The following is a 22,468-nucleotide window of genomic DNA, read 5'->3' as shown; positions in this document are numbered from 1 at the left end:
CAATGCGTAAGCAGTGGATTGGCGTCTGCATCGCCGCAGGATTATTAACCGCCTGCGGCGTGAATAACGAAGGGCAACAACAGGCGAACGTAGCGCCACAGCAGCCGGTCTGCAACGGTCCAGTCGTTGAGATAAGCGGCGCGGATCCTCGCTATGAACAACTGAATCCTTCCGTAAACAGCGATTATGAGCGCGACGGTAAGCGCTACAGCATCGTTCAGGATCTCTCGCGCTTCAGCCAGGCGGGGCTGGCGGCGATTTACGACGCGGAGCCGGACAGCAACCTGACCGCCTCGGGCGAACCGTTCGACCCGATGCAGCTCACCGCCGCGCACCCTACCCTGCCGGTGCCGAGCTATGCGCGCATTACTAACCTCGCCAACGGCCGCATGATTGTAGTGCGCATTAATGACCGCGGCCCTTACGGCAACGACCGCGTGATCTCACTCTCCCGCGCTGCAGCGGATCGTCTGAACACGTCAAACAACACCAAAGTGCGTATCGATCCTATCATCGTCGCGCCGGACGGCTCGCTCTCCGGGCCGGGCATGGCCTGTACGACGGTTGCGAAACAAACTTACGCGCTTCCGGCGCGTCCTGATTTAAGCGGCGGTCTCGGCAGCGTCTCTTCTGCTCCGCAGCCTACCGAGCCGCAGGGCGATATCCGTCCGGTGAGCAACGATACGCTGCAAAGCGATGACACCACCGGCGCGCCGGTGAAAAGCGGCGGCTTCTTAGGCGCGCCGACGACGCTTGCCTCGGGCGTGCTGGAGAGTTCAGAACCAGAAACTACCACACCGCCTGCCGCGACGGCGCAGCCCGTCACCACGAGCGCTCCCGCGCAACCTGCCGCTGAACCTGCGCAGCTTGCCGCGCCCGCTACCCGCAACGCGCCGGTGACCGCGCCAGGCTCCGTGCAGGGCAGCGTCGCGCCAGCCGCCAGCGCCTCCACGACCGCCGCCGCAGGGAATTATGTGGTGCAGGTCGGCGCCGTCAGCGACAGCGCGCGCGCCGCGCAGTGGCAGCAAAAACTGAGCCAACAGTTTTCCGTACCGGGACGCGTCAGCCAGAACGGCGCCGTCTATCGCGTTCAGTTAGGCCCGTTCGCCAGCAAATCGCAGGCCGCCTCGCTCCAGCAGCGTTTGCAGAGTGAAGCGCAGGTACAATCTTTCATTACTGTCGCCCAATAAACGCAGGCCGGGCTGGCCTGCCGCTTTGTCAGTTACGGTAAAGGCCGTTAACAAAGTCATGCGCAAAGTCGGATGCCAGCCCATAAGGCATTTGCTATAGTAAGGCACTTTTTTTCACTCATCACGGATGTCGTTGTTCAGACCATGAAGACCACTTTCTCCGTTCGTTTTATGCAGCGTCTCGCCGTTACCACGGTGCTTTCTGTCGCAGCCCTTTCCACCGCCGCCCATGCCGACGACCTTAATATCAAAACGATGATCCCAGGCGTGCCGCAGATCGACGCGGAAGCTTACATCCTCATCGATTACAACTCAGGGAAAGTGCTGGCGGAGCAGAACGCTGACGCGCGCCGCGATCCGGCGAGCCTGACCAAAATGATGACCAGTTATGTCATCGGCCAGGCGATGAAAGCAGGCAAATTTAAAGAGTCCGATGTGGTAACTATCGGCAACGACGCCTGGGCCACCGGCAACCCGGTCTTCAAAGGCTCATCCCTGATGTTCCTGAAGCCTGGCATGCAGGTGCCGGTTTCTCAGCTGATCCGCGGGATTAACCTGCAGTCCGGCAACGACGCCTGCGTGGCGATGGCCGACTACGTCGCAGGGAGCCAGGACGCGTTTGTGGGCCTGATGAACAGCTACGTTACCGCGCTGGGCCTGAAAAACACCCATTTCCAGACCGTACACGGTCTTGACGCTAATGGTCAGTACAGCTCTGCGCGCGATATGGCGCTGATTGGCCAGGCGCTGATCCGCGATGTGCCGAACGAATACTCCATCTACAGAGAGAAAGAGTTCACCTTCAACGGCATCCGCCAGACCAACCGTAACGGTCTGCTGTGGGATAACAGCCTGAATGTGGACGGCATCAAAACCGGTCACACCGACAAAGCAGGCTACAACCTGGTTGCGTCTGCCACCGAAGGCCAGATGCGCCTCATCTCCGCCGTGATGGGCGGTCGCACCTTTAAAGGCCGCGAAGCTGAAAGCAAAAAACTGCTGACCTGGGGCTTCCGTTTCTTCGAAACCGTAAATCCGCTGAAAGCGGGCAAAGAGTTTGCGTCTGAACCGGCCTGGTTTGGCGATAACGACCGCGCATCGCTGGGCGTTGATAAAGATATCTATCTGACCATCCCGCGTGGCCGCATGAAAGATCTGAAAGCGAGCTATGTGCTGAACACCTCTGAGCTGCACGCGCCGCTGGCGAAAAATCAGGTGGTCGGCACCATTAATTTCCAGCTGGACGGTAAAACCATCGAGCAGCGCCCGCTGGTCGTACTGGAAGAGATTCAGGAAGGCAATTTCTTTGGCCGCATCATCGATTACATCAAACTGATGTTCCACCACTGGTTTGGTTAATTACTGACCACTTGAAAGCCTGACTTTCATCCCCATATACTAAGCATCAATCCAACTCCCGCTTCGGCGGGAGTTATTATTTTTTGACGTAACGCTGGAGCTGACATGAAAACCAAACTTAACGAGCTGCTTGAGTTCCCGACCCCCTTTACTTACAAAGTAATGGGCCTGGCGAAGCCTGAGTTGGTCGATCTGGTCGTCGAGGTAGTGCAGCGCCATGCTCCCGGCGACTACACGCCGCAGATTAAACCGAGCAGCAAAGGCAACTACCATTCCGTTTCGATTACCATCAATGCGACGCATATCGAGCAGGTGGAAACGCTCTATGAAGAGCTTGGCAATATCGACATCGTGCGTATGGTACTGTAATCCCCGTTACCCGGCCGCGTCCGGGTAACTTCTCTTCGTGATATACTCCCCGCACCTTCTCTCTTCGGAGACGCCGTTTTGCTTCAGGAAAAAATCATTGTTCGCCAGCTCGGGCTTCAGCCTTATGAACCCGTTTCGCAGGCAATGCATCAGTTTACCGACGAACGCGAAGAAACCACCCCGGATGAGATCTGGCTGGTCGAGCACACCCCCGTGTTTACGCAGGGGCAGGCCGGCAAGGCAGAGCATGTATTGATGCCAGGCGACATTCCGGTTATTCAGAGCGATCGCGGCGGCCAGGTGACCTATCACGGCCCCGGCCAACAGGTCATGTATGTGATGTTAGATCTCAGACGCCGCAAACTTGGCGTGCGTGACCTGGTCACCTTACTGGAACAGACCGTCGTCAATACACTTGCAGAGTGGAATATTAACGCCTACCCTCGACCAGACGCGCCAGGCGTCTATGTGGATGGCAAAAAAATCTGCTCATTGGGTCTGCGTATTCGTAAAGGCTGCTCGTTTCACGGGCTTGCACTCAATATTAATATGGATTTACGCCCTTTTTTACGTATTAATCCTTGCGGGTACGCCGGGATGGAAATGACCCAGGTGAGCGCCCTTTCTGCTGGCGCAAACCCTGAAGCGGTGCAACCACGACTGGTGCATCACTTTTTAGCGCTACTTAATAATCCCCCCGCGGAATATATCAGCGCTTAAGACTTTCCTGGTTCGCCGCCCTTCTTGTGGCGGCCTTTAATCGATATGCAATTTGCCGCTTTACATTCCATAACGGATTATTTATTTTCTCTGCGCCTGAATAGATTTTCCTTAATCTCATCAATGGATTAACGGCAAGAGAAGATTAGCGGGATTTATCTGAAAACACCACCCGCCCCTATGCCGTCCATGTAAAGTCCTGTTCACTTTATGCGGGTAAGATCCCCGGAGCGTTTTATTGTCGGCTAAGGGACCTGTTCACAGTTATTATAAATAGAACCTCTCTATTATTTGATTTATCTATACAGTTGGAGCGTAGCGTGGAATTGAACCATCCCCCTGAAAAACCTTCAGCCAAACAGGAAGATGACAGTAGACCGCAAATATTCCAGACTCTGCGAAATATCGATCTAAACCTGCTGACGATTTTCGAAGCCGTATACGTGCATAAAGGCATCGTAAACGCGGCAAGAGTACTGAACCTGACGCCATCGGCCATCAGCCAGTCTATTCAGAAACTGCGACTGATATTTCCCGATCCGTTGTTTATTCGCAAAGGGCAAGGGGTCACCCCGACTGCTTATGCGACTCACATGCATGAATATATCAGTCAGGGACTGGAATCTATTCTCGGCGCGCTGGATTTACAGGGCGAGCACGAAAAACAGCGCACCATTACTATTGCCACCTCCGCCTCGCTGGGCGCGCTGGTGATCCCACAGATTTACAAGCAGATCCGCACGGTAAATCCCCATCTGCAAATCCGTAACATCCCGCTGCAGGACACTGAAACCCAGCTGAGCCAGTTCCAGACCGACCTGGTGGTCGACAGCGGCTCATGGTCTTCGCGTACTCTCAGCACGCACCTGCTCTTTAAAGATCGCGTCGCCGTGGTGTGTCGTCGCGGCCATCCTTGCTCGCGGACTGGCGAGCCGGTCACGTCGGAAGACCTGCAAACCTGGGAGCACACTTTCATCATGCTGCCGGGCGGAATGGTGAATGGCGTACGTAAGCAGATTAATACCTTACTGCCCGATCGAAACGTTTCGTTTAGCAGTTACAATATGGTGACGATCGCCTCTATCATCGGCAGCAGCGATTTAATCGGCTTTATGCCCGCACGAATATTCACGTTATTTAAAGACAGCTTTGGGCTTATTGAAGTGGAAAGTGATGTCGTTATAAAAGAAACTTTCGACATTTCATTGCATTACAATAAATTCAGCCTGCGTGATCCTGTGGTGCAGAATGTCATTGAAGCGATTGTGGAAGGGTTTACGCATCAGACCGTTTCAGCCGGCGCGTCGCCCTCCTAATGGGCGACCGCTTAAGGGCACAGAATAACAACTATTTTACAAATTCTTCGGCGTTTCGGATGCCCTCAGGCTGATTCTGTGTGGCAGTAATGTTATACTGCGTGCCGTTAATTCAAAAATAGTTGATAAATACAACATTAGCTTGAATTTAAACGCTTTCCTTCGTTATCCGCAACTGGAACACGCACGCTATGAGTAAACCCATTGTGATGGAACGCGGTGTTAAATACCGCGATGCCGATAAAATGGCCCTTATCCCGGTTAAGAATGTGGCGACAGAGCGGGAGGCTTTGTTAAGAAAGCCGGAGTGGATGAAAATCAAACTCCCTGCCGACTCTACCCGCATCCAGGGTATCAAAGCGGCGATGCGCAAGAATGGCCTCCACTCGGTTTGTGAAGAGGCCTCCTGCCCGAACCTTGCGGAGTGTTTCAACCACGGCACCGCGACCTTTATGATCCTCGGCGCTATCTGCACCCGTCGCTGCCCGTTCTGCGACGTGGCGCACGGCCGTCCGGTCGCCCCGGACGCTAACGAGCCGCAGAAGCTGGCGCAAACCATCGCCGATATGGCGCTGCGCTACGTCGTTATCACTTCTGTGGATCGCGATGACCTGCGTGACGGCGGCGCTCAGCACTTTGCCGACTGCATTACGGCTATCCGTGAAAAGAGCCCGACCATCAAAATCGAGACGCTGGTGCCCGATTTCCGCGGCCGTATGGATAAAGCGCTGGAGATCCTGACCGCCACGCCGCCGGATGTGTTTAACCACAATCTGGAAAACGTGCCGCGTCTTTATCGTCAGGTGCGTCCGGGTGCGGACTATAACTGGTCGCTGAAGCTGCTGGAGCGCTTTAAAGAAGCGCACCCGGAGATCCCGACCAAATCCGGGCTGATGGTTGGCCTTGGCGAGACCAATGCGGAAATCATCGACGTGATGCGCGATCTGCGCGCCCACGGCGTGACCATGCTGACGCTGGGCCAGTACCTGCAGCCGAGCCGTCACCACCTGCCGGTACAGCGCTATGTGAGCCCGGATGAGTTTGAAGAGATGAAAGCGGAAGCGCTGGCGATGGGCTTTACCCACGCCGCCTGCGGCCCGTTCGTACGCTCTTCCTACCATGCCGATCTCCAGGCGAAAGGCGAAGAAGTGAAATAAGCGCGTAACAAGTTGTTACCATCGGGCTTCGCCCACAAAAAAACCGGCCTCTGTGAGCCGGTTTTTTTATGCCGCAGGGGCAGGAATTATTCTTTGTGAGAAAGACGTTCTGCCGGGGCTTCGGTCGCCGCAGGCGTTTTCGCGCCGGACTCGTCGTCGTTCATTGCTTTCTTGAAGCCTTTAATCGCAGCACCCAGGTCGCCCCCAAGCGTACGCAGTTTTTTGGTACCAAACAGCAGAACAACCAGTGCGGCGATCACGAGCAGTTTGGTAATACTAATTTCACCCATACTTACCTTCTTAGAAAATCTGGCGCCAGTCGGCGATGTCAAAGACCGTACTTATTAACGGTCATTTAAGCCCGACACACAATAGCAATCTGTAACGAGATGAATCAAGCGCTGGATAAAAAAACATCAAAATAATTCTGGCGCCGCGAAACGACGGTTTTTGAGCACCGGCAGCTGTTCACGCACCTGCGCCACGCGCATCGCTGAAATCTCAGCGAAAATCAGCTCCGGACGTTCCCCCGCCGCCGCGATCGTCACGCCAAGCGGGTCCACCACGCGACTCTGGCCGATATTGCGGTTGCCGCACTCGCCGCTCGCCACGATATAACAGGTGGTGTCCAGGGCCCGCGCCGCGAGCAGCGTGGCCCAGTGATGCTCTTTGAGCGGCCCACGCACCCAGGCCGCTGGCAACGCCAGCACGTCAGCGCCCTCAAGCGCCAGGCTCAGCGCCATCTCCGGGAAGCGTAAGTCATAGCAGGTCATCAGCCCGACCTTCATGCCCTCCACCTCAATTAACGGCGGCAACGTGCTGCCAGCGTCCACCAGCCGCGACTCCTGCATCGCGAAAGCGTCATACAGATGAATCTTCTGATACTGCGCGATAATCTCGCCGCCGCGCAGCGCGATAAGCGTGTTGGCCGCCCTGCCCTTAGCGGTCGGGATATGGAGCGTCAGAAGCGTTGTCAGGCGGTTTCTGGCGCTCTCCTCGCGCAGGCGCAGAACATAGTCGCCATCAAGCGGCTGAGCCGATTTCACCGACATATCCGGGTCGCTGTCACTGCGCGCCAGCAACGCCTCCGGCAGCACCAGCAACGCGGCATTCTGGCTGGCGGCGTTAGCCATCAGCGCTGTGCAGGTTTGTGCATTTTGTTGCGCGTCAGGCGTGACCGCAAACTGTCCAACCGCCACTTTCATTTCACTTCCCCTTCCGGTAGCCAGCATGCCTTTGCTGACGGTAAACTATTCGTCTTTCAAATAACATCATGACAAGCGTCCCATGTTAAAAATTATGTTTGCGGTATTTCTCGGCGGCGGCACCGGCAGCGTGCTGCGCTGGTGGCTCGGTCTGCGCTTCAATCCTGCGCACCACGCGATTCCTCTCGGAACGCTTACCGCTAACCTCGCCGGGGCATTTATCATTGGCGCCGGGCTTGCCTGGTTCAGCCGCATGACGCACCTGGATCCAATGTGGAAACTCCTCATTACGACTGGCCTGTGCGGCGGCCTGACGACCTTTTCGACCTTCTCCGCTGAAGTGGTGTTTTTGCTGCAGGAGGGCCGCATCGGTTGGGCGGGGCTTAACGTGGCGCTGAACCTGTTCGGCTCGTTTATGATGACGGCGCTCGCATTCTGGCTTTTTTCTTCCGTCAGCGTGCGCTAGCCGACGCCGCGTTAATGTTAGCTTAATTTTTCTCTGCCACTATCGGCTTATCGTCTGTGTCGGGAGGGGCTTATGAAAGCGCAAATGATGAGCTGGCTGGCGGTGTTATTCAGCGTTCTGGTGGTCGCGTTTTTCCTGAAAAGCTTTCTGTTTTACTGAGGAAAAGTAAAACGGCAGGCATAAAAAAACCCGCTGAGTCAGCGGGTTTTGAAATTCTTGCTGTTTGTAATTACAGAGCGATTACGTTAGCAGCAGAAGGGCCTTTGGCACCGTTAGTGATTTCGAACTCTACACGCTGACCTTCAGCCAGAGTTTTGAAACCATTGCTCTGGATCGCAGAGAAGTGTACGAACACGTCTTTGCTGCCATCTTCCGGAGTAATGAAACCGAATCCTTTGGATTCATTAAACCACTTAACGTTACCTTTAATCTTAGACATCAAAATTACCTTTACATGAAAAATCGACACAAATGCTGTGTCGGATATCAGTACATCAATTGTGGTGGCTTTTGTCCAGTCCAACTTTTAGAAAAAGTGATAAAAGTCGCGAACTTTTTTTGCCGTTGGGCTTGTGAGCCTTGTTTTGTCTGGCTTAGCGCATTTTCTTATGACTGAAAATATTTTGCGCTTAAAACTGCAACCGGAGCCACGCGAAGTAAACGTTTCCGTTGTTGTAGGTTCCGGGGATGTACGTCATCTGGAATGTCGCAGGTCCATAGCCCACCGACGCCAGCGGCAGCACCAACGGAATCGGGATGTAATCCCAGTTATCGCGCGCCGTTACGCCAAGCGTATACCCCAGCCCCACATGGAATGCGTCGTCAGGCAGCGGGCGCCATGTCGCTTCCCAGCCATAACCGGCGATAGGCTCCCATTTGTTGTAGGAATCTTTAAACGCCATCACATACAGGCCGTGCCAGTTGCCTTTTTCATCCCAGCGCGATTTGCCGATACCCGCGCCCCACGGGCGTTCGTTGTAGCGATCGGTTTTCTCTTTGTCATACGCGAAACGCGCATGCCAAGTGATAGCCGGAACATAGAGATCCACGTGCTGCGGCTCGTTCCATGTCTCAGCGATGTTATCGCCAAGCACAGAGGCCCAGGCCTTTACGGTACGTGGCGCTTCCAGCGCCGAGGCGTTCAGAGGAAATAATATCTGGCAGAAAAATACAAGAAACGTCAGAAAGGATTTATTAACTACGGTCACGTCTTAATTACCACTGTTAGTATGAAGGCATATTTTACGCGATCGTGCCTCAATGAAGACTTAACCGGCTGCCAGTTAATTCCTAAAGCGAGCCGGCAGCCGCGCAGCTTGCCCTTTTTCAGACGCTTCTCCCCCGCTGTACATGCGCTAAAAATCGTTGTTTTTCATATTCTCGCCCCTGCCGGAATAATGCCCGTCATTAACTGTCCCGAGCGCTTTTCCCTAACGTAAATTTCGGTCTGCCTGCGCCTCTGCGTCATTATCAGTGTCCCGGCGTAGCCACAGTGCTATGCAACCCATTAATTTATTGATAGTTTATTTGCCTGCTGTTCATCTTTGCGGCTAGCGGAAGGTTTATTGATGTGTATCAGATAACGCTCAGGGTAATTCAGGCACATTCCCCCGCATCATGCCTGCGCCACGCGCCTGACGTCGCCAGGTTATTTCTGCAGTCGCTCAACAGAGGCAATTATGGGAACAATTCTGGAACTCCTCACAGGCGTCGTGGTTATTGTGGGGGTCGCGCGTTATATCATTAAAGGTTATTCCGCCACGGGCGTGCTGTTTGTCGGCGGTATTTTACTGTTAATTATTAGCGCGCTAATGGGTCACGCCATATTACCGGCGAAAGAGACCAGTACCGGCTACGCCGTCAGCGATATTTTTGAATATATAAAAATTCTGCTGATGAGCCGCGGCGGCGATCTCGGCATGATGATTATGATGCTGTGCGGGTTTGCCGCCTATATGACGCACACCGGCGCTAACGATATGGTGGTAAAGCTCGCCTCCCGCCCGCTGCGTTATATTAACTCGCCCTATTTGCTGATGATTGCCGCCTATTTCGTCGCCTGTCTGATGTCGCTCGCCGTCTCCTCAGCGACCGGGCTTGGCGTCTTGCTGATGGCGACGCTCTTCCCGGTGATGGTGAATGTCGGCATCAGTCGCGGCGCGGCGGCGGCTATCTGCGCCTCTCCGGCGGCGATTATTCTCTCCCCGACGTCCGGCGATGTGGTGCTGGCCGCGCAGGCCTCTGAGATGCCGCTCATCGATTTCGCGTTTAAAACCACGCTGCCGATTTCCATCGCGGCCATCATCAGCATGGCGATTGCCCACTTCTTCTGGCAGCGCTGGCTCGATAAAAAAGAGCACATCTATCATGAAACGCTGGATGTGAAAGACATCACCACTAACGCGCCCGCTTTTTACGCGATTCTGCCGTTCAGCCCCATTATTGGCGTGTTGATTTTCGACGGCAAATGGGGCCCGCAGCTGCATATCATCACGATTCTGGTCATCTGCATGGTGCTGACCGCCGTTATTGAGTTTATCCGCAGCTTTGACAGCAAAACGGTTTTTGCCGGACTGGAAGTGGCGTACCGCGGCATGGCGGACGCCTTCGCAGGCGTGGTCATTCTGCTGGTGGCGGCTGGCGTTTTCGCTCAGGGGCTCAGCACTATCGGCTTTATCCAGAGCCTTATCTCCATCGCCACGTCGTTTGGCTCGGCCAGCATTATTCTGATGCTGGTGCTGGTCACGCTCACGATGCTCGCCGCGATGACGACCGGCTCCGGCAACGCGCCGTTTTACGCGTTCGTTGAGATGATCCCGAAGCTCGCGCACAGCGCAGGCGTGAACCCGGCTTATCTGACGATCCCGATGCTGCAGGCCTCTAACCTGGGCCGCACTATTTCGCCGGTCTCCGGCGTGGTGGTGGCCGTCGCCGGGATGGCGAAAATCTCTCCGTTTGAAGTCGTCAAGCGCACTTCGGTGCCGGTGCTGGTTGGATTAATCGTCGTTATCGTCGCTACGCAGCTGCTGGTGGCGGCATAATCGTCTGTCCTTAAGCGGAATCAGTCTGAAAAGCGCCCTCGCGGCGCTTTTTTTATGGTTAAATGACACACCCTTGTGATTTATCCCGTCGATTTCGGACCCATACTATGGTTAACAGGAAAGTTTTACTCGCTGCGGGCGCACTACTGGCGATGGCTGCGACGACCGCCGTCGCGCAGCCGCTGGAAGCGAAGCAGTATGGCGATTTCGATCGCTACGTGCTGGCGCTCTCATGGCAAACCGGTTTTTGCCAGAGTATGCACGAGCGGCAACGCGATGAACCCGCCGAATGCGCGCTGCAAAAAGAAGAAGACGATAAACGCAACTACCTGACCGTGCACGGCCTGTGGCCCGGCCTGCCGAAATCTGTCGCCTTACGCGGCGTTGATGAGAAACGCTGGATGCGCTACGGCTGCGCCACGCGCCCCATTCCGAATATGCCGCTCGCCCGCGCCGATAAAAAATGCCAGGCGGCGGAAACCGGTTTGTCGCTGGAAACCGCTGAGAAGCTCAGCGAGACGATGCCGGGCGCTGGCGGCGATTCCTGCCTTGAGCGTTATGAATACGCCAAACACGGCGTCTGCTTCGGCTTCGATCCGGACGCCTATTTCGGCACCATGGTGCGCATGAACAATGAAGTGAAGCAGAGTCCGATTGGCGCGTTTCTTGCCGCCAACTACGGTAAAGCGGTCAGCCGCCAGGCGTTTGATACCGCCGTCGCTAAAGCGTTTGGCCGCCAGAGCGTGCGTGCGGTGAAGCTCACCTGCAACGGCAATCCGGCTTACCTTACCGAGATGCAGATCTCGCTGAATGCCGCGAAGATCAACGCGCCGCTCACCGCCGACTCGTTTGCCCCACAGCCGCATCCGGGTAACTGCAGTAAAAACTTTATTCTCGATAACGTCGGGTATTAATCCTGTTACGCGAGCGCGATTATTCGTTGCGCTCGCGCCACTCCCTGACCATCTCTGCCGTTACTTCGCGTTTATAGCAAATAGGTGAGTAGCCCCCGGCCCGGCTCCAGGCGCTGCGCCCGCCGCAGGCACGGCCATTACGCATCGCGTTATAAGGGCAAGGACAGTTGCCGGGATAAACATCTATCGACTCCTGAATCACCTGCGCTTTGACGTCATCATCGCTGAGCGCCGCTCCCGCAGGCGCCGCATACCACACCGCCAGCAACGCCAGGACGGCCAGACGTGTTTTACGAATCATAGATTGCGTCCATGTAAAAAAATCGCGCCATCGTGGCGCGATCTGTCTCGCAAAAAAGATTGTTACGTCACACCCTGAGACGCTTTACGCCAGTTTATAAACCCGCGTCTCCCAGGCGCGTAACCGGTGCGGCTCCTGCGTATCGTCCAGATTCGCCAGCACGCAGAACGCGCCCTCAAGCGACAGCGCCCCTGCGTCCCACTCCGCGGCTTTGCCGGAGAAGTTACACAACACCACTAACTGTTCATCGCCCAGTACGCGGCGGTAGGCGTAAATTTGCTCGTGATCGTCAAGCACTGTCTCGTAGCGCCCGTAAATCAGCGCCGGCTCACGCTTTCGCAGGTGGATCATCTGCCGATAAAAGTTCAGCACCGAATGCGGGTCGTGCTGCTGGCTTTCAACGTTGATCATCTCGTAGTTCGGGTTCACCTTCAGCCAGGGTTCATGGGTGCTGAAGCCGGCATACGGCGACGCGTCCCACTGCATCGGCGTGCGGGAGTTATCGCGCCCGGTACGCGTCAGGAAGGCGACAATCTCCTCCTCACTCATCCCCTGATCCCGGAGGTCGCGCGCTTTGTTATGGGCCGAGACATCGTCAAAATCGTCAAGGCTCGCAAAGCGCGTGTTGGTCATGCCGATCTCCTGGCCCTGGTAGATAAACGGCGTGCCCTGCATCAGAAAATACATCGCCGCGATGCAGGTCGCGCTTTCGCGCCAGTGATGCTCGGTATCGCCCCAGCGCGACACCACGCGCGTCACGTCATGGTTTTCCACATACAACGCGTTCCAGCCTTTGCCTTCCAGCGCCTGCTGCCAGGCGGTGAAAATGTTACGCAACACGGCGGGCGTCGGGCGCAGGCCCGCCTGCGGCTCCCAAAGACGCACATGCTCGAACTGAAACACCATATTGAGCCGCCCGCGGTTTTCGCCCACCCACTCTTCCGCATGGGCGGCGTCCAGCCCGTTCATCTCGCCTACCGTCACGATGTCGTACTGGTTAAAGACGTTGCGACAGATATCGTCCACATAATCGAGCAGGCCGTCATAATTAAGGTGCGACACCATCGACGGCGCATAAGGCAGTTTTTCCGGGTTGGGCACGTCGCTTAACGTCGGCTCCTTTTTCATATGCGCGATGGCGTCAATGCGAAACCCGTCGATGCCTTTATCCAGCCACCAGCGCATCATGTCGTAGACGGCGGCGCGCATCTCGTGGTTTTCCCAGTTAAGATCGGGCTGGCGGCTGCTGAACAGGTGCATGAAATACTGACCGGTGAGATCGTCACGCTTCCACGCCGAGCCGCTGAAAATAGATTCCCAGTTATTCGGCTCCGCCCCGTTCTTGCCGTCGCGCCAGATATACCAGTCGCGCTTGGGGTTATCCGTCGAGGAGCGCGACTCCAGAAACCACGGGTGCTCGTCAGAGGTATGGTTCACCACCAGGTCGAGGATGAGCCGCATACCGCGCTGATGCACGCCCTCCAGCAGCCGGTCGAAATCGGCCATCGTGCCAAACTCCGCCATTATTCCCTGATAGTCGCTGATGTCGTACCCGTTATCATCGTTGGGCGACTGATACATCGGGCAGATCCAGATAAGATCGATACCCAGATCTTTCAGGTAATCGAGCTTTTCAATAATGCCGTTGAGATCGCCAATACCGTCGCCGTTGCTGTCTTTAAAGCTGCGCGGATAAATCTGGTAGGCCGTCGCCTCTTTCCACCAGCGGCCTTTTACCTGCGTCGATGCTTCACTCATTACCCCTCCTGATGGATTAACAGCGCGAAAGATTCATAAGGTTGCAGTTCCAGACTCACGGCGAGCTGATCGCGCGGCGCATAGTTGCTGATAAGGCATTCGCCGTGCCACGCCTGCATCGCTTCCGGAATGGGCAACGTAATGGCGTTGCCGAAGAAGTTGTTAATCACCAGCAGCGTGTCACCCTCGTAGCGGCGCACCCAGGCGAACACTTCCGGATGCTCGGCAAAGAGCATCTGATAATCGCCATACACCAGAATCGGATACTGTTTACGCAGCGCCACCAGCTTTTGATAGTGCCAGAGAATGGAATCGGGCTCGGCCAGCGCCTGCGCCACGTTAATCTCGCGGTAGTTAGGGTTCACGCCAAGCCACGGCATGCCAGTGGTAAAGCCGCCATTCGGGCTCTCATCCCACTGCATCGGCGTGCGGGCGTTGTCGCGGCCGTTGGCGTAAATACCGGTCATCATCTCGTCATGCGTCAGGCCGCCTGCGATAAGTTCCCGGTAAAAATTGAGGCTTTCGATATCGCGATACTCTTCAATGGTGGAGTAACGCACATTGGTCATGCCGATCTCTTCGCCCTGATAGATATAGGGCGTGCCGCGCAGGCAGTGGAGCGCGGTGGCGAGCATTTTCGCCGAGACCTCACGAAACTCGCCGTCGTGGCCGAATTTCGACACCGCGCGCGGCAGGTCATGATTACTCCAGAACAGCGAATTCCAGCCGCGGTCGGCAAGCGCCGTCTGCCACTTATCGATCACTGCCTTAAAGCGCGGCAGCTCGAACGGCCTGCTGCGCCACTTACCGGCTTTTTCATCCCAGGTCTGTTTGATATGTTCGAACTGAAACACCATCGACAATTCGCGGCGTTCCGGGTCGCTGTAGAGCAGCGCATCTTCCGGCGTGGCGCTCCAGGCTTCGCCCACGGTCAGCGAATCGCGCGGGCCGAACGTGGCGTCATGCATCTGGCGCAGCAGCACGTGCAGATGCTTGCCGTTCGCCATGATCTGCCTATCCACCTCTTTGCCGATTAAGTCGATAACGTCCATGCGGAAACCGCCGATGCCCTTATCCAGCCAGCGGTTCATCATCGCGTGGATCTCCTCCTGCACGCGCGGATTTTCCCAGTTCAGATCCGGCTGGCGCACCGAAAACTGGTGCAGGTAATATTCGCCGCTCGCCTCGTCATACGCCCAGCCGCTGCCGCCAAAATGCGAGCGGTAATCATTAGGCGGGCCGCCGTCCGGCGCCGGTTTGCGCCAGATATAGAAATCGCGGTACGGATTATCTTTGCCCTTTTTCGCCTCGATAAACCACGGGTGCTCATCGGAAGTATGGTTCACCACCAGATCCATCAGGATGTAGATGTCGCGCGCTTTCGCTTCCTGGATCAGCTGCTCCATCTCCGCCATCGTGCCGAACTCCGCGGCGATGTCGTCATAATCGGAGATATCGTAGCCATTGTCGTCCATCGGCGATTTATAGACCGGCGAGAGCCAGATAAGGTTGATGCCAAGCTGTTGCAGATAGTCGAGCTTACTGATGATCCCCGCTAAATCGCCCACGCCGTCGCCGTTGGCGTCCATAAAGCTGCGCGGATAGATCTGGTAGACCACCGCGTTGTGCCACCACTTCTTGTCGATTGCTTTCATCACGCTCCCTTAGTGCTGGGTTTTCGGGCCGCTGAGCCGCACAAACGCATTGCCCGCGCTGTCAAAAAGGTAACAGTGTTCCACTGGCAGTTTCAGCCCCAGATGATGCTCCGGCCGGACTTCCAGCCTCTCAGTATGGCGCATGACCAGCGGTTCTGCGCCATAACCGCCGTTAACATAAACCAGGGTTTCATTTCCCATATGCTCTACGAATAACACTTCGCCTTCCACGTCCGCTTTCGCAAGGGTCATGATCTCCACGTGCTCCGGGCGAATGCCGAGCTGCACCTCGTCGCCCTCCTGCCCGGCGGCGGCCTGCACCGGCAGCGTCAGGCGCAGGCCGTTTTCCAGCTCCACCTCGCAGGCGTGTTCCATCACGCGCAGCATTTTTCCTGGGATCAGGTTCATCTTCGGCGAGCCGATAAACTGCGCGACAAACACATTGGCCGGGGCATCGTAAAGCGCAAGCGGCGTGCCGACCTGTTCAATCTGGCCCTGATTGAGCACGACGATCCGATCCGCGAGCGTCATCGCCTCCACCTGATCGTGAGTGACATAGAGAATGGTGGCGTGAATGCGCTTGTGCAGCGCCGCTATTTCCATGCGCATCTGCACGCGCAGCGAGGCGTCGAGGTTGGAGAGCGGCTCGTCGAAGAGAAACAGGCTCGGCTCGCGCACAATCGCGCGGCCTATCGCCACACGCTGACGCTGGCCGCCGGAGAGATCTTTCGGGCGGCGATCCAGCAGGTGCTCCAGCTGTAAAATCCGCGCGCTCTCGCGCACCCGCTCGTCTATCTCCTTCACCGACACTTTCGCCATTTCGAGCGCGAACGCCATATTCTGGTAGACCGTCATATGCGGATAAAGCGCATAGGACTGGAACACCATGCCGATGCCGCGTTCGGATGGCGAATCGTCGTTGACCCGCTGGTCATCGATATACATATCGCCGTCGGTTATCTCCTCAAGCCCCGCCACCAGGCGCAGCAGCGTCGATTTGCCGCAGCCGGAGGGGCCGACCACCACCACAAATTCGCCGCTGTTGATCTGTAAATCGAGCGGCTTAATCACTTCGGCATGGGTGCCGTAGCGTTTTTGTACTTTTTCTAAACGAAGTTGCGCCATGATTTACCCCTTAATCGCCCCGCTGGTCAGGCCGCTGACGATGCGTTTCTGGAAGATAAGCACCAGAACAATAATGGGCAGCGTCACCACCACCGACGCGGCCATAATGCTGCCCCAGGGCAGCTCGTAGCTCGATGCGCCGCTGAACATACTGATAGCGACCGGCACGGTGCGCTTGTCGCTCGAAATAATAAACGTCAGCGCGAACATGAATTCATTCCAGGCGCCGATAAACGCCAGCAACCCGGTCGTCACCAGCGCAGGCGCCAGCACCGGCGCAAACACGCGGCGAATAATGGTGCCGGTTTTCGCGCCATCGACAATTGCCGCCTCTTCCAGCTCTACCGGAATCGACTTCATAAACGTCGTCAGCACCCAGACGGTGAACGGCAGCGAAAACGTGGTGTAGGAGATAACCAGCGCGCCGAGCGAATCGTAAAGCCCGAGAAAGCGCACCAGCTCAAACATGCCCGTCAGCACCGCCACCTGCGGGAACATCGAGACGCAGAGAATGGTAAAAAGCAGTACGCGACGCCCGCGAAACGGCACGCGCGCCAGCGCAAAAGCCGCCGTCACCGACACCAGCAAACAGAGCCCCACCGTCACCACCGCCACCAGCACCGAGTTCAGCAGACTGCGGGCGATGCCGTTATCCACCAGCGCGACGACATAGTTATCCCAGTGCCAGCTATTTGGAAAATAGGCGGGCGTAAACAGCTCCTGGCCTGCGCGCAGCGAGCTGATGATGGCGTAATAGAAGGGAAAAACGCAGAACAGACAGGCCATTAGCGCGCCGATAAAAATCACCGCCTTATGCCCTGCCCTGCGCTGCCAGCGCGTGATTTTCATCAGTTTTTCTCCTTGTCGTTCAGGCGCGCGACGCGGATAAAGCAGGCTGCGATGCCCGCCACCATCATGAAGACCAGCACCGAGGCCGCGGAACCCATGCCCATATCCTGATAGGAGACGATCTGCTCGCGGGCGTAGCCGGAAATCGACATCGTCGCCTCGCTGTTGGAGGTCAGCACGTAGATGAGATCGAAAATACGCATCGAATCCATCACGCGGAAAATCAGCGCCACCACCAGCGCAGGCATAATCAGCGGCAGCGTGATGCGCTTAAAGCGCTGCCAGGGGCTGGCGCCGTCCACTTTCGCCGCTTCATAGAGATCCGCCGGAATGAGCTGTAGCGCCGCCAGCAGCATCAACGCCATAAAGGGCGTGGTTTTCCAGACGTCGGCGATCACCACCGCCCACATGGAAAGCGACGGCTCGGCAATCCAGGCGAGATGCGACGGCAGGCCGATTTTGCCGAGCAGATCGTTCACCACGCCGTACTGATCGTGGAACATCCAGCCCCACATTTTGGCGCTGACAATCGTCGGGATCGCCCACGGAATAAGAATGGCGGTGCGTACCAGCCCCTGCCCGCGGAATTTCTCGTTCATCAGCAGCGCCAGCAGCATGCCGAGCAGCAGCTCCAGCGTCACCGAAGTGAACGTGAACCACAGCGTGTTGCCCACCGCCTGCCACCAGAGCGGGTCGCTCAGTACGCCGATGCTCACGCCATCCTTGCGCGCAAAGTAGTTCGCCACACCCACCATCTGGTAATCCTGAGGCGCGTCGAGCATGGCGTTGGTGAAGCTAAACCAGATGGTGCGAACCAGCGGCCAGCCCGCCGCCAGCGCCAGCAGGAGCAGCGAGGGCAAAACCAGCCCCCACGCCACGCGTCGACGGCGCTGGTGCCAGGAGGCGTTGTGCCGCCGGGGGACCGGCGGCGACGTAAGGCTATCGGATTTCATAGGCGCTCCGTTGAGCATGTTGACGGACACGATGATGTTGCCCTTATCCCGACGAGCGAGCCTCGGGGTTAACGCCGCACGGCGGGTGCGCTTCGCTTACCCGCCCTACAAAAAACAGTTGCGAGCTCGTAAGGTGGGTAAGCGAAGCGCACCCGCCAAACTACAAAAACCAGTTACGAACTCGTAGGGCGGGTAAGCGAAGCGCACCCGCCGAACAACACCGATTCCACAGCGGCAGGCCACGCGCCCCCGCCCTACAAAAACCAGTTGCGAGCTCGTAGGGCGGGTAAGCGAAGCGCACCCGCCGAACAACACCGATTCCACAGCGGCAGGCCACTCGCACCCGCCCTACAAAAACCAGTCGCGAACTCGTAGGGCGGGTAAGCGAAGCGCACCCGCCGAACAACACCGATTCCACAGCGGCAGGCCACGCGCACCCGCCAGCCGCCGCGTCATCCAGGGCTTACCGCCAGCCGGTGCCCTTCGCGCGCGTCAGACGCTTTTGCAAATCCGCCGTCGCTTTTTTGCCGTCTTCCTTGCCGTTCAGCACGCTAAACGTCACGTTGAAAATAGCGTTCGACACGCGCGGATACTGCGCTTTGGTCACCGTCGCCGGGCGCGGCACCGCCTGGGCGAAAATATCGCGGAACTGGGTCAGCTCCGGCGCAATCGCCAGCACCTCTTTGTTCTCATACAACGCCACGCGGGTCGGCGCATGGCCGAGGATTTTCAGGCGCGTCGTCTGCGAATCGTCATCGCTTAAGATTTTCAGCAGCGCGATGGCGGCTTCGGGGTTTTTGGTATTGGCGTTAATCGACCACTGCCAGCCGCCGAGCGTCGTCGCCTGGCGTCCCTCCGGCCCGGCGGGCAATTGCATCACGCCCACTTTGCCTTTAAGCGGGCTGTCATCGGCCTGCGACAGCTGCCAGACATACGGCCAGTTGCGCATAAACAGCGCGTCGCCGTTCTGGAACACGGTGCGCGACTCTTCCTCTTTGTAACCCAGCACGCCCTTCGGCGTGATTTTGCCCATCCAGCCGCGCGCCATATCCAGCGCCTGCGCCGCTTTCGGGTTATTGATGGTCACGTTCCCTTTTTCATCAACAAACGTGCCGCCGCCGTATGAATCGATCCACTCCAGCGCGTTACAGGTCAGCCCTTCGTACGATTTGCCCTGGAAGATATACCCCCAGAAATTTTTATGCCCCGCCTTGCGCTCCTCCGCCTGGATTTTCGTGGCGATGCGCGTCATCTCGTCCCACGTTTTCGGCGGCTGCTCTTTGTATTTTTCCAGTAAATCTTTGCGATAGAACAACACGCCGGTGTCGATATACGACGGCACCGCTTTCAGGCGTCCATTGACGGTGTTGTTCTTCCAGGGGCCGGGGAAAAAGTCTTTTTCCATGCCGCCCATCGCGTCGGTGAGATCGAGCGTCTGCTTATCCAGCAGGCCTATCCAGATGGTGTCGGACTGAAACACGTCCACCGCTTTTTCATCTTTGGCGGCGAAGAGTTGTTGCAGCAGCGCCAGCTTTTCATCAGAGGCCGCCGGGAACTCAATAAACTCCAGCTGATTGCCGGTCTGCTTCTCGAAGCGCTCTTTGATGTACTGGCAGTACTGTTTGCCGCCGGGCGAAACGGGGCATTCCATGCGCAGGGTATCGGCAAACGCCAATGGGCTGGTGCCTGCCAGCGCCACGGTCAGAAAAGTGAAGGTGAGCTTTTTCATGATGTCCTCTTATGCACTGAACAGGGTGCGGAGGCGTTGCGCCGCCGCCTACAGCGCGATGTACGGCAAATCATCACGATCCTAAGCTAGTTAACGTTATGGAATAGCGGCAACTTCGCGGCGACTTCACGACAAAAAAGCTCGATATAGCCAACAAATCTGGCGATTTAGTGAAAAAAACGCACCGGAAAATTTGACAGATGCGCGACGCGGGATATGCGCAGTCAAAAGCAAAAGCGCCGCCCGCACAGGAGTTTGACGGTGATCTCAAAATGTTAATAAATATGACAGACCCTGTTTACAAGCCGCCACATGTTATCGGTATCATGTTACCGGTATCAGTGAGAAAACCGCCGACCAGGCTACGGTTTCACTGTACCCATGTTGAGGATAATAACGATGACAGAAACCACTTATGCTTATGGCGCCGGTACGCTGCTGGGCATTGCCGCCGGGGCCGTTGTACTGCTGCTGATACTTATCATGCGCTTTAAAGTGCATGCTTTTCTTGCGCTTACCCTGGTCAGTATCGTTGTGGCGCTGTTGACCAAAGTGCCGTTTGATAAAGTCGTGCCCACGCTGCTGACGGGCTTTGGCAGTACGCTTGCGGGCGTCGCGCTGCTGGTGGGGATCGGCGCGATGATAGGCCGTCTGCTGGAAGTCTCCGGCGGCGCGAAAGTGCTGGCCGATACGCTGATTAACAAATTTGGCGAACACCGCGCGCCGTTCGCGCTCGGCGTCGCCTCGCTGCTGTTTGGCTTCCCGATCTTCTTTGATGCAGGTCTGGTCGTCATGCTGCCGATTATCTTCAGCGTGGCGAAACGCTTTGGCGGTTCGACGCTGAAATACGCCTTCCCGGCGGCGGGCGCGTTTGCGGCCATGCATGCGCTGGTGCCGCCGCATCCGGGCCCGGTTGCCGCCAGCGAACTGCTGGGCGCCAATATCGGCCTGCTGGTGATCATCGGTCTGATTATCGCTATCCCCACCTGGTATTTCGGTGGTTATCTGTATGGCCAGTACGCCGGTAAAAAATTCGATATCAAGCTCCCCTCTTCATTCCTTGGCGAAGTGGAAACCGATCCGACGCATCGTCCACCGTCCTTCGGCATGGTGTTAACAATCCTGCTGCTGCCGCTGATGCTCATTTTCCTCGATACCGGCCTGAATACCGCTAAAGTGCTGGGCTGGGTCAGCGCCGACAACAGCGTGGCGAACTTCCTGCGTATGCTCGGCAAAACGCCGGTCGCGCTGCTGATCACCGTCTTCTTCGCGCTGATGGTCTTCAGCCGCAATCACAGCCGCCAGCATCTGGAGAAAATCTGCGACGGCGCGCTTGGCCCTATCTGCGGCATTATTCTGGTGACCGGCGCGGGCGGGATGTTCGGCGGCGTGCTGCGCGCCAGCGGCATTGGCGACGCGCTGGCGGGCGTGCTTTCCGATACCGGGATGCCGGTCATTCTCGCGGCGTTTGTTATCTCTACGGCTCTGCGCGTGGCGCAGGGCTCGGCGACGGTCGCGCTGACGACCACCGCCGCGCTGGTCGCGCCGATGGTGCAGGCGACGCCGGGATTAAGCCAGTTTGATCTCTGCTTTATCGTTATCGCCATCGCGGGCGGCGCGACGGTGCTCTCACACGTCAACGACTCCGGCTTCTGGCTGGTGGGCCGTTTCCTTGAGATGGATGAGAAAACCACGCTGAAAACCTGGACCGTGATGGAAACTCTGCTGGGCTCCATCGCTTTCCTGCTGGCGGCGGTGGGCAGCATCCTGCTTTAAGCCCCGTTTCGTGAGCTGGCTCACTTCAAACGGCGCGCAAGGCTGAGTATCATCCCCTGACGCGGACCCTCATCGTTTTGACGGTGAGGGTTTTTCTTTGGACGCTTGTTAGCGGCGAAACGCCGCCTGTTTCAACGACATGGAGTAAGAAATGTCCCGACCTGCCCTTATCATCAACGAACTCGATGCCGAACGTCTCGATAGCCTGCTGGAGCAGCCTGCGTTCGCGCGTCTGCCGGTGGCTGACGCGCTGAACGATGAACTGGATCGCGCACGGATGGTTAGCCCGCAGGCGATGCCGGAAGATGTGGTGACGATGAACAGCCGGGTAAAATTCCGCGATCTGGCGAGCGGCGAAACCTACGAGCGCCTGCTGGTCTACCCGCAAAACGCGGGCAGTAGCCCGGAAGCGCTGTCAGTCATGGCGCCAGTGGGCGCGGCGCTGCTGGGGCTGCGCGTGGGCGATGCCATCCGCTGGCCGCTGCCGGACGGCAGCGAAACGCATATCGAAGTGCTTGAGTTGCTCTACCAGCCGGAAGCGGCGGGCGAATATCGCCGTTAATGGTCGCTTAGCGGCAAAAAATA

The 22,468-nt window shown here is 57.0% G+C and carries 22 protein-coding genes; 11 read left to right on the top strand and 11 right to left on the bottom strand.

Annotated elements, in window-relative coordinates:
- Positions 1 to 2: 2 nt before the first annotated feature.
- The 6 genes from rlpA to lipA all read left to right on the top strand — a co-directional run bounded on the left by rlpA (position 3) and on the right by lipA (position 6,111).
- Positions 3 to 1,190 (top strand): endolytic peptidoglycan transglycosylase RlpA, encoded by a 1,188-nt coding sequence (gene rlpA / locus AACV31_RS14455; RefSeq protein WP_165153323.1) that lies wholly within the window; start codon positions 3 to 5, stop codon positions 1,188 to 1,190.
- A 144-nt stretch (positions 1,191 to 1,334) separates the two neighbouring features.
- Entirely contained in the window at positions 1,335 to 2,549 is a 1,215-nt protein-coding gene (gene dacA / locus AACV31_RS14450) for a D-alanyl-D-alanine carboxypeptidase DacA (RefSeq protein WP_165153321.1), read from the top strand.
- Positions 2,550 to 2,654: 105 nt separating this feature from the next.
- On the top strand, positions 2,655 to 2,918 hold the full coding sequence (gene ybeD, locus AACV31_RS14445; protein ID WP_007768025.1) for a DUF493 family protein YbeD: 264 nt from the start codon (positions 2,655 to 2,657) through the stop codon (positions 2,916 to 2,918).
- A 78-nt stretch (positions 2,919 to 2,996) separates the two neighbouring features.
- Complete coding sequence (lipB, locus tag AACV31_RS14440) at positions 2,997 to 3,638, top strand: lipoyl(octanoyl) transferase LipB (protein WP_165153319.1); 642 nt, start codon at positions 2,997 to 2,999, stop codon at positions 3,636 to 3,638.
- 320 nt (positions 3,639 to 3,958) lie between these two features.
- Positions 3,959 to 4,954 (top strand): YbeF family transcriptional regulator, encoded by a 996-nt coding sequence (locus AACV31_RS14435; RefSeq protein WP_007768019.1) that lies wholly within the window; start codon positions 3,959 to 3,961, stop codon positions 4,952 to 4,954.
- Between the two features lie 191 nt (positions 4,955 to 5,145).
- The gene (gene lipA / locus AACV31_RS14430) at positions 5,146 to 6,111 is read left to right on the top strand and encodes a lipoyl synthase (RefSeq protein ID WP_007768017.1); all 966 of its coding nucleotides are present in this window, start codon (positions 5,146 to 5,148) and stop codon (positions 6,109 to 6,111) included.
- Positions 6,112 to 6,197: 86 nt separating this feature from the next.
- Here the strand turns inward: lipA and tatE are convergent, their stop codons facing one another.
- The gene (gene tatE / locus AACV31_RS14425) at positions 6,198 to 6,401 is read right to left on the bottom strand and encodes a twin-arginine translocase subunit TatE (RefSeq protein WP_007768016.1); all 204 of its coding nucleotides are present in this window, start codon (positions 6,399 to 6,401) and stop codon (positions 6,198 to 6,200) included.
- Positions 6,402 to 6,527: 126 nt separating this feature from the next.
- The gene (locus AACV31_RS14420) at positions 6,528 to 7,316 is read right to left on the bottom strand and encodes a deaminated glutathione amidase (RefSeq protein WP_165153317.1); all 789 of its coding nucleotides are present in this window, start codon (positions 7,314 to 7,316) and stop codon (positions 6,528 to 6,530) included.
- Between the two features lie 82 nt (positions 7,317 to 7,398).
- Between AACV31_RS14420 and crcB the strand changes: the two genes are divergently transcribed.
- Entirely contained in the window at positions 7,399 to 7,782 is a 384-nt protein-coding gene (crcB, locus tag AACV31_RS14415) for a fluoride efflux transporter CrcB (protein WP_165153315.1), read from the top strand.
- Between the two features lie 229 nt (positions 7,783 to 8,011).
- Here the strand turns inward: crcB and cspE are convergent, their stop codons facing one another.
- On the bottom strand, positions 8,012 to 8,221 hold the full coding sequence (gene cspE / locus AACV31_RS14410) for a transcription antiterminator/RNA stability regulator CspE (protein WP_002439184.1): 210 nt from the start codon (positions 8,219 to 8,221) through the stop codon (positions 8,012 to 8,014).
- 190 nt (positions 8,222 to 8,411) lie between these two features.
- The gene (gene pagP / locus AACV31_RS14405) at positions 8,412 to 8,990 is read right to left on the bottom strand and encodes a lipid IV(A) palmitoyltransferase PagP (protein ID WP_007768012.1); all 579 of its coding nucleotides are present in this window, start codon (positions 8,988 to 8,990) and stop codon (positions 8,412 to 8,414) included.
- Positions 8,991 to 9,461: 471 nt separating this feature from the next.
- Between pagP and dcuC the strand changes: the two genes are divergently transcribed.
- Entirely contained in the window at positions 9,462 to 10,823 is a 1,362-nt protein-coding gene (dcuC, locus tag AACV31_RS14400) for an anaerobic C4-dicarboxylate transporter DcuC (RefSeq protein ID WP_012815752.1), read from the top strand.
- A gap of 107 nt (positions 10,824 to 10,930) precedes the next feature.
- Complete coding sequence (gene rna, locus AACV31_RS14395; RefSeq protein ID WP_105538060.1) at positions 10,931 to 11,737, top strand: ribonuclease I; 807 nt, start codon at positions 10,931 to 10,933, stop codon at positions 11,735 to 11,737.
- Between the two features lie 19 nt (positions 11,738 to 11,756).
- Here rna and AACV31_RS14390 read toward each other — a convergent pair whose 3' ends face one another.
- The 7 genes from AACV31_RS14390 to AACV31_RS14360 form a co-directional block, all read right to left on the bottom strand.
- Positions 11,757 to 12,038: a hypothetical protein gene (locus tag AACV31_RS14390; protein ID WP_075199693.1), complete on the bottom strand. Its 282-nt coding sequence runs from the start codon at positions 12,036 to 12,038 to the stop codon at positions 11,757 to 11,759.
- An 84-nt stretch (positions 12,039 to 12,122) separates the two neighbouring features.
- A complete protein-coding gene (locus AACV31_RS14385; RefSeq protein ID WP_165153313.1) occupies positions 12,123 to 13,796 on the bottom strand; it encodes an alpha-glucosidase in 1,674 nt (557 codons plus the stop codon).
- Positions 13,796 to 15,451 carry a glycoside hydrolase family 13 protein gene (locus AACV31_RS14380; protein WP_105538063.1) on the bottom strand — a complete coding sequence of 552 codons (1,656 nt, stop codon included), beginning with the start codon at positions 15,449 to 15,451 and terminating at the stop codon, positions 13,796 to 13,798. The genes AACV31_RS14385 and AACV31_RS14380 overlap by 1 nt, the downstream gene beginning before the upstream one ends.
- 9 nt (positions 15,452 to 15,460) lie before the next feature.
- Entirely contained in the window at positions 15,461 to 16,576 is a 1,116-nt protein-coding gene (locus tag AACV31_RS14375) for an ABC transporter ATP-binding protein (RefSeq protein WP_012815747.1), read from the bottom strand.
- 3 nt (positions 16,577 to 16,579) lie between these two features.
- Positions 16,580 to 17,425, bottom strand: coding sequence for a carbohydrate ABC transporter permease (locus tag AACV31_RS14370; RefSeq protein ID WP_007767996.1), 846 nt, complete (start codon positions 17,423 to 17,425; stop codon positions 16,580 to 16,582).
- The gene (locus AACV31_RS14365) at positions 17,425 to 18,378 is read right to left on the bottom strand and encodes a carbohydrate ABC transporter permease (protein ID WP_041923317.1); all 954 of its coding nucleotides are present in this window, start codon (positions 18,376 to 18,378) and stop codon (positions 17,425 to 17,427) included. The genes AACV31_RS14370 and AACV31_RS14365 overlap by 1 nt, the downstream gene beginning before the upstream one ends.
- Before the next feature lie 463 nt (positions 18,379 to 18,841).
- On the bottom strand, positions 18,842 to 20,107 hold the full coding sequence (locus AACV31_RS14360) for an ABC transporter substrate-binding protein (RefSeq protein WP_161577201.1): 1,266 nt from the start codon (positions 20,105 to 20,107) through the stop codon (positions 18,842 to 18,844).
- 399 nt (positions 20,108 to 20,506) lie between these two features.
- On the opposite strand from AACV31_RS14360, the gene AACV31_RS14355 reads away from it, so the two are divergent.
- Positions 20,507 to 21,883 carry a GntP family permease gene (locus AACV31_RS14355; protein ID WP_165153311.1) on the top strand — a complete coding sequence of 459 codons (1,377 nt, stop codon included), beginning with the start codon at positions 20,507 to 20,509 and terminating at the stop codon, positions 21,881 to 21,883.
- Positions 21,884 to 22,034: 151 nt separating this feature from the next.
- Positions 22,035 to 22,445, top strand: coding sequence for a nucleoside diphosphate kinase regulator (rnk, locus tag AACV31_RS14350; RefSeq protein WP_007767977.1), 411 nt, complete (start codon positions 22,035 to 22,037; stop codon positions 22,443 to 22,445).
- The last annotated feature ends 23 nt before the right edge of the window (positions 22,446 to 22,468 follow it).

Origin of the sequence: Cronobacter sp. EKM101R (genome assembly GCF_963888145.1) — a bacterium.
Classification (GTDB): domain Bacteria; phylum Pseudomonadota; class Gammaproteobacteria; order Enterobacterales; family Enterobacteriaceae; genus Cronobacter; species Cronobacter turicensis.
Note: the sequence above shows the minus strand (reverse complement) of the source record. Positions and strands in the feature narration are given on the sequence as shown.

Bases quoted from the DNA above. Each gene is read 5' to 3' on its own strand.
- AACV31_RS14375 (WP_012815747.1), bottom strand. From the start codon at position 16,576: ATGGCGCAACTTCGTTTAGAAAAAGTACAAAAACGCTACGGCACCCAT.
- dcuC (WP_012815752.1), top strand. From the start codon at position 9,462: ATGGGAACAATTCTGGAACTCCTCACAGGCGTCGTGGTTATTGTGGGG.
- rna (WP_105538060.1), top strand. From the start codon at position 10,931: ATGGTTAACAGGAAAGTTTTACTCGCTGCGGGCGCACTACTGGCGATG.
- AACV31_RS14390 (WP_075199693.1), bottom strand. From the start codon at position 12,038: ATGATTCGTAAAACACGTCTGGCCGTCCTGGCGTTGCTGGCGGTGTGG.
- tatE (WP_007768016.1), bottom strand. From the start codon at position 6,401: ATGGGTGAAATTAGTATTACCAAACTGCTCGTGATCGCCGCACTGGTT.
- rlpA (WP_165153323.1), top strand. From the start codon at position 3: ATGCGTAAGCAGTGGATTGGCGTCTGCATCGCCGCAGGATTATTAACC.
- AACV31_RS14360 (WP_161577201.1), bottom strand. From the start codon at position 20,107: ATGAAAAAGCTCACCTTCACTTTTCTGACCGTGGCGCTGGCAGGCACC.
- rnk (WP_007767977.1), top strand. From the start codon at position 22,035: ATGTCCCGACCTGCCCTTATCATCAACGAACTCGATGCCGAACGTCTC.
- cspE (WP_002439184.1), bottom strand. From the start codon at position 8,221: ATGTCTAAGATTAAAGGTAACGTTAAGTGGTTTAATGAATCCAAAGGA.
- AACV31_RS14355 (WP_165153311.1), top strand. From the start codon at position 20,507: ATGACAGAAACCACTTATGCTTATGGCGCCGGTACGCTGCTGGGCATT.
- lipA (WP_007768017.1), top strand. From the start codon at position 5,146: ATGAGTAAACCCATTGTGATGGAACGCGGTGTTAAATACCGCGATGCC.
- AACV31_RS14380 (WP_105538063.1), bottom strand. From the start codon at position 15,451: ATGAAAGCAATCGACAAGAAGTGGTGGCACAACGCGGTGGTCTACCAG.
- AACV31_RS14420 (WP_165153317.1), bottom strand. From the start codon at position 7,316: ATGAAAGTGGCGGTTGGACAGTTTGCGGTCACGCCTGACGCGCAACAA.
- dacA (WP_165153321.1), top strand. From the start codon at position 1,335: ATGAAGACCACTTTCTCCGTTCGTTTTATGCAGCGTCTCGCCGTTACC.
- AACV31_RS14370 (WP_007767996.1), bottom strand. From the start codon at position 17,425: ATGAAAATCACGCGCTGGCAGCGCAGGGCAGGGCATAAGGCGGTGATT.
- ybeD (WP_007768025.1), top strand. From the start codon at position 2,655: ATGAAAACCAAACTTAACGAGCTGCTTGAGTTCCCGACCCCCTTTACT.
- crcB (WP_165153315.1), top strand. From the start codon at position 7,399: ATGTTAAAAATTATGTTTGCGGTATTTCTCGGCGGCGGCACCGGCAGC.
- AACV31_RS14385 (WP_165153313.1), bottom strand. From the start codon at position 13,796: ATGAGTGAAGCATCGACGCAGGTAAAAGGCCGCTGGTGGAAAGAGGCG.
- AACV31_RS14365 (WP_041923317.1), bottom strand. From the start codon at position 18,378: ATGAAATCCGATAGCCTTACGTCGCCGCCGGTCCCCCGGCGGCACAAC.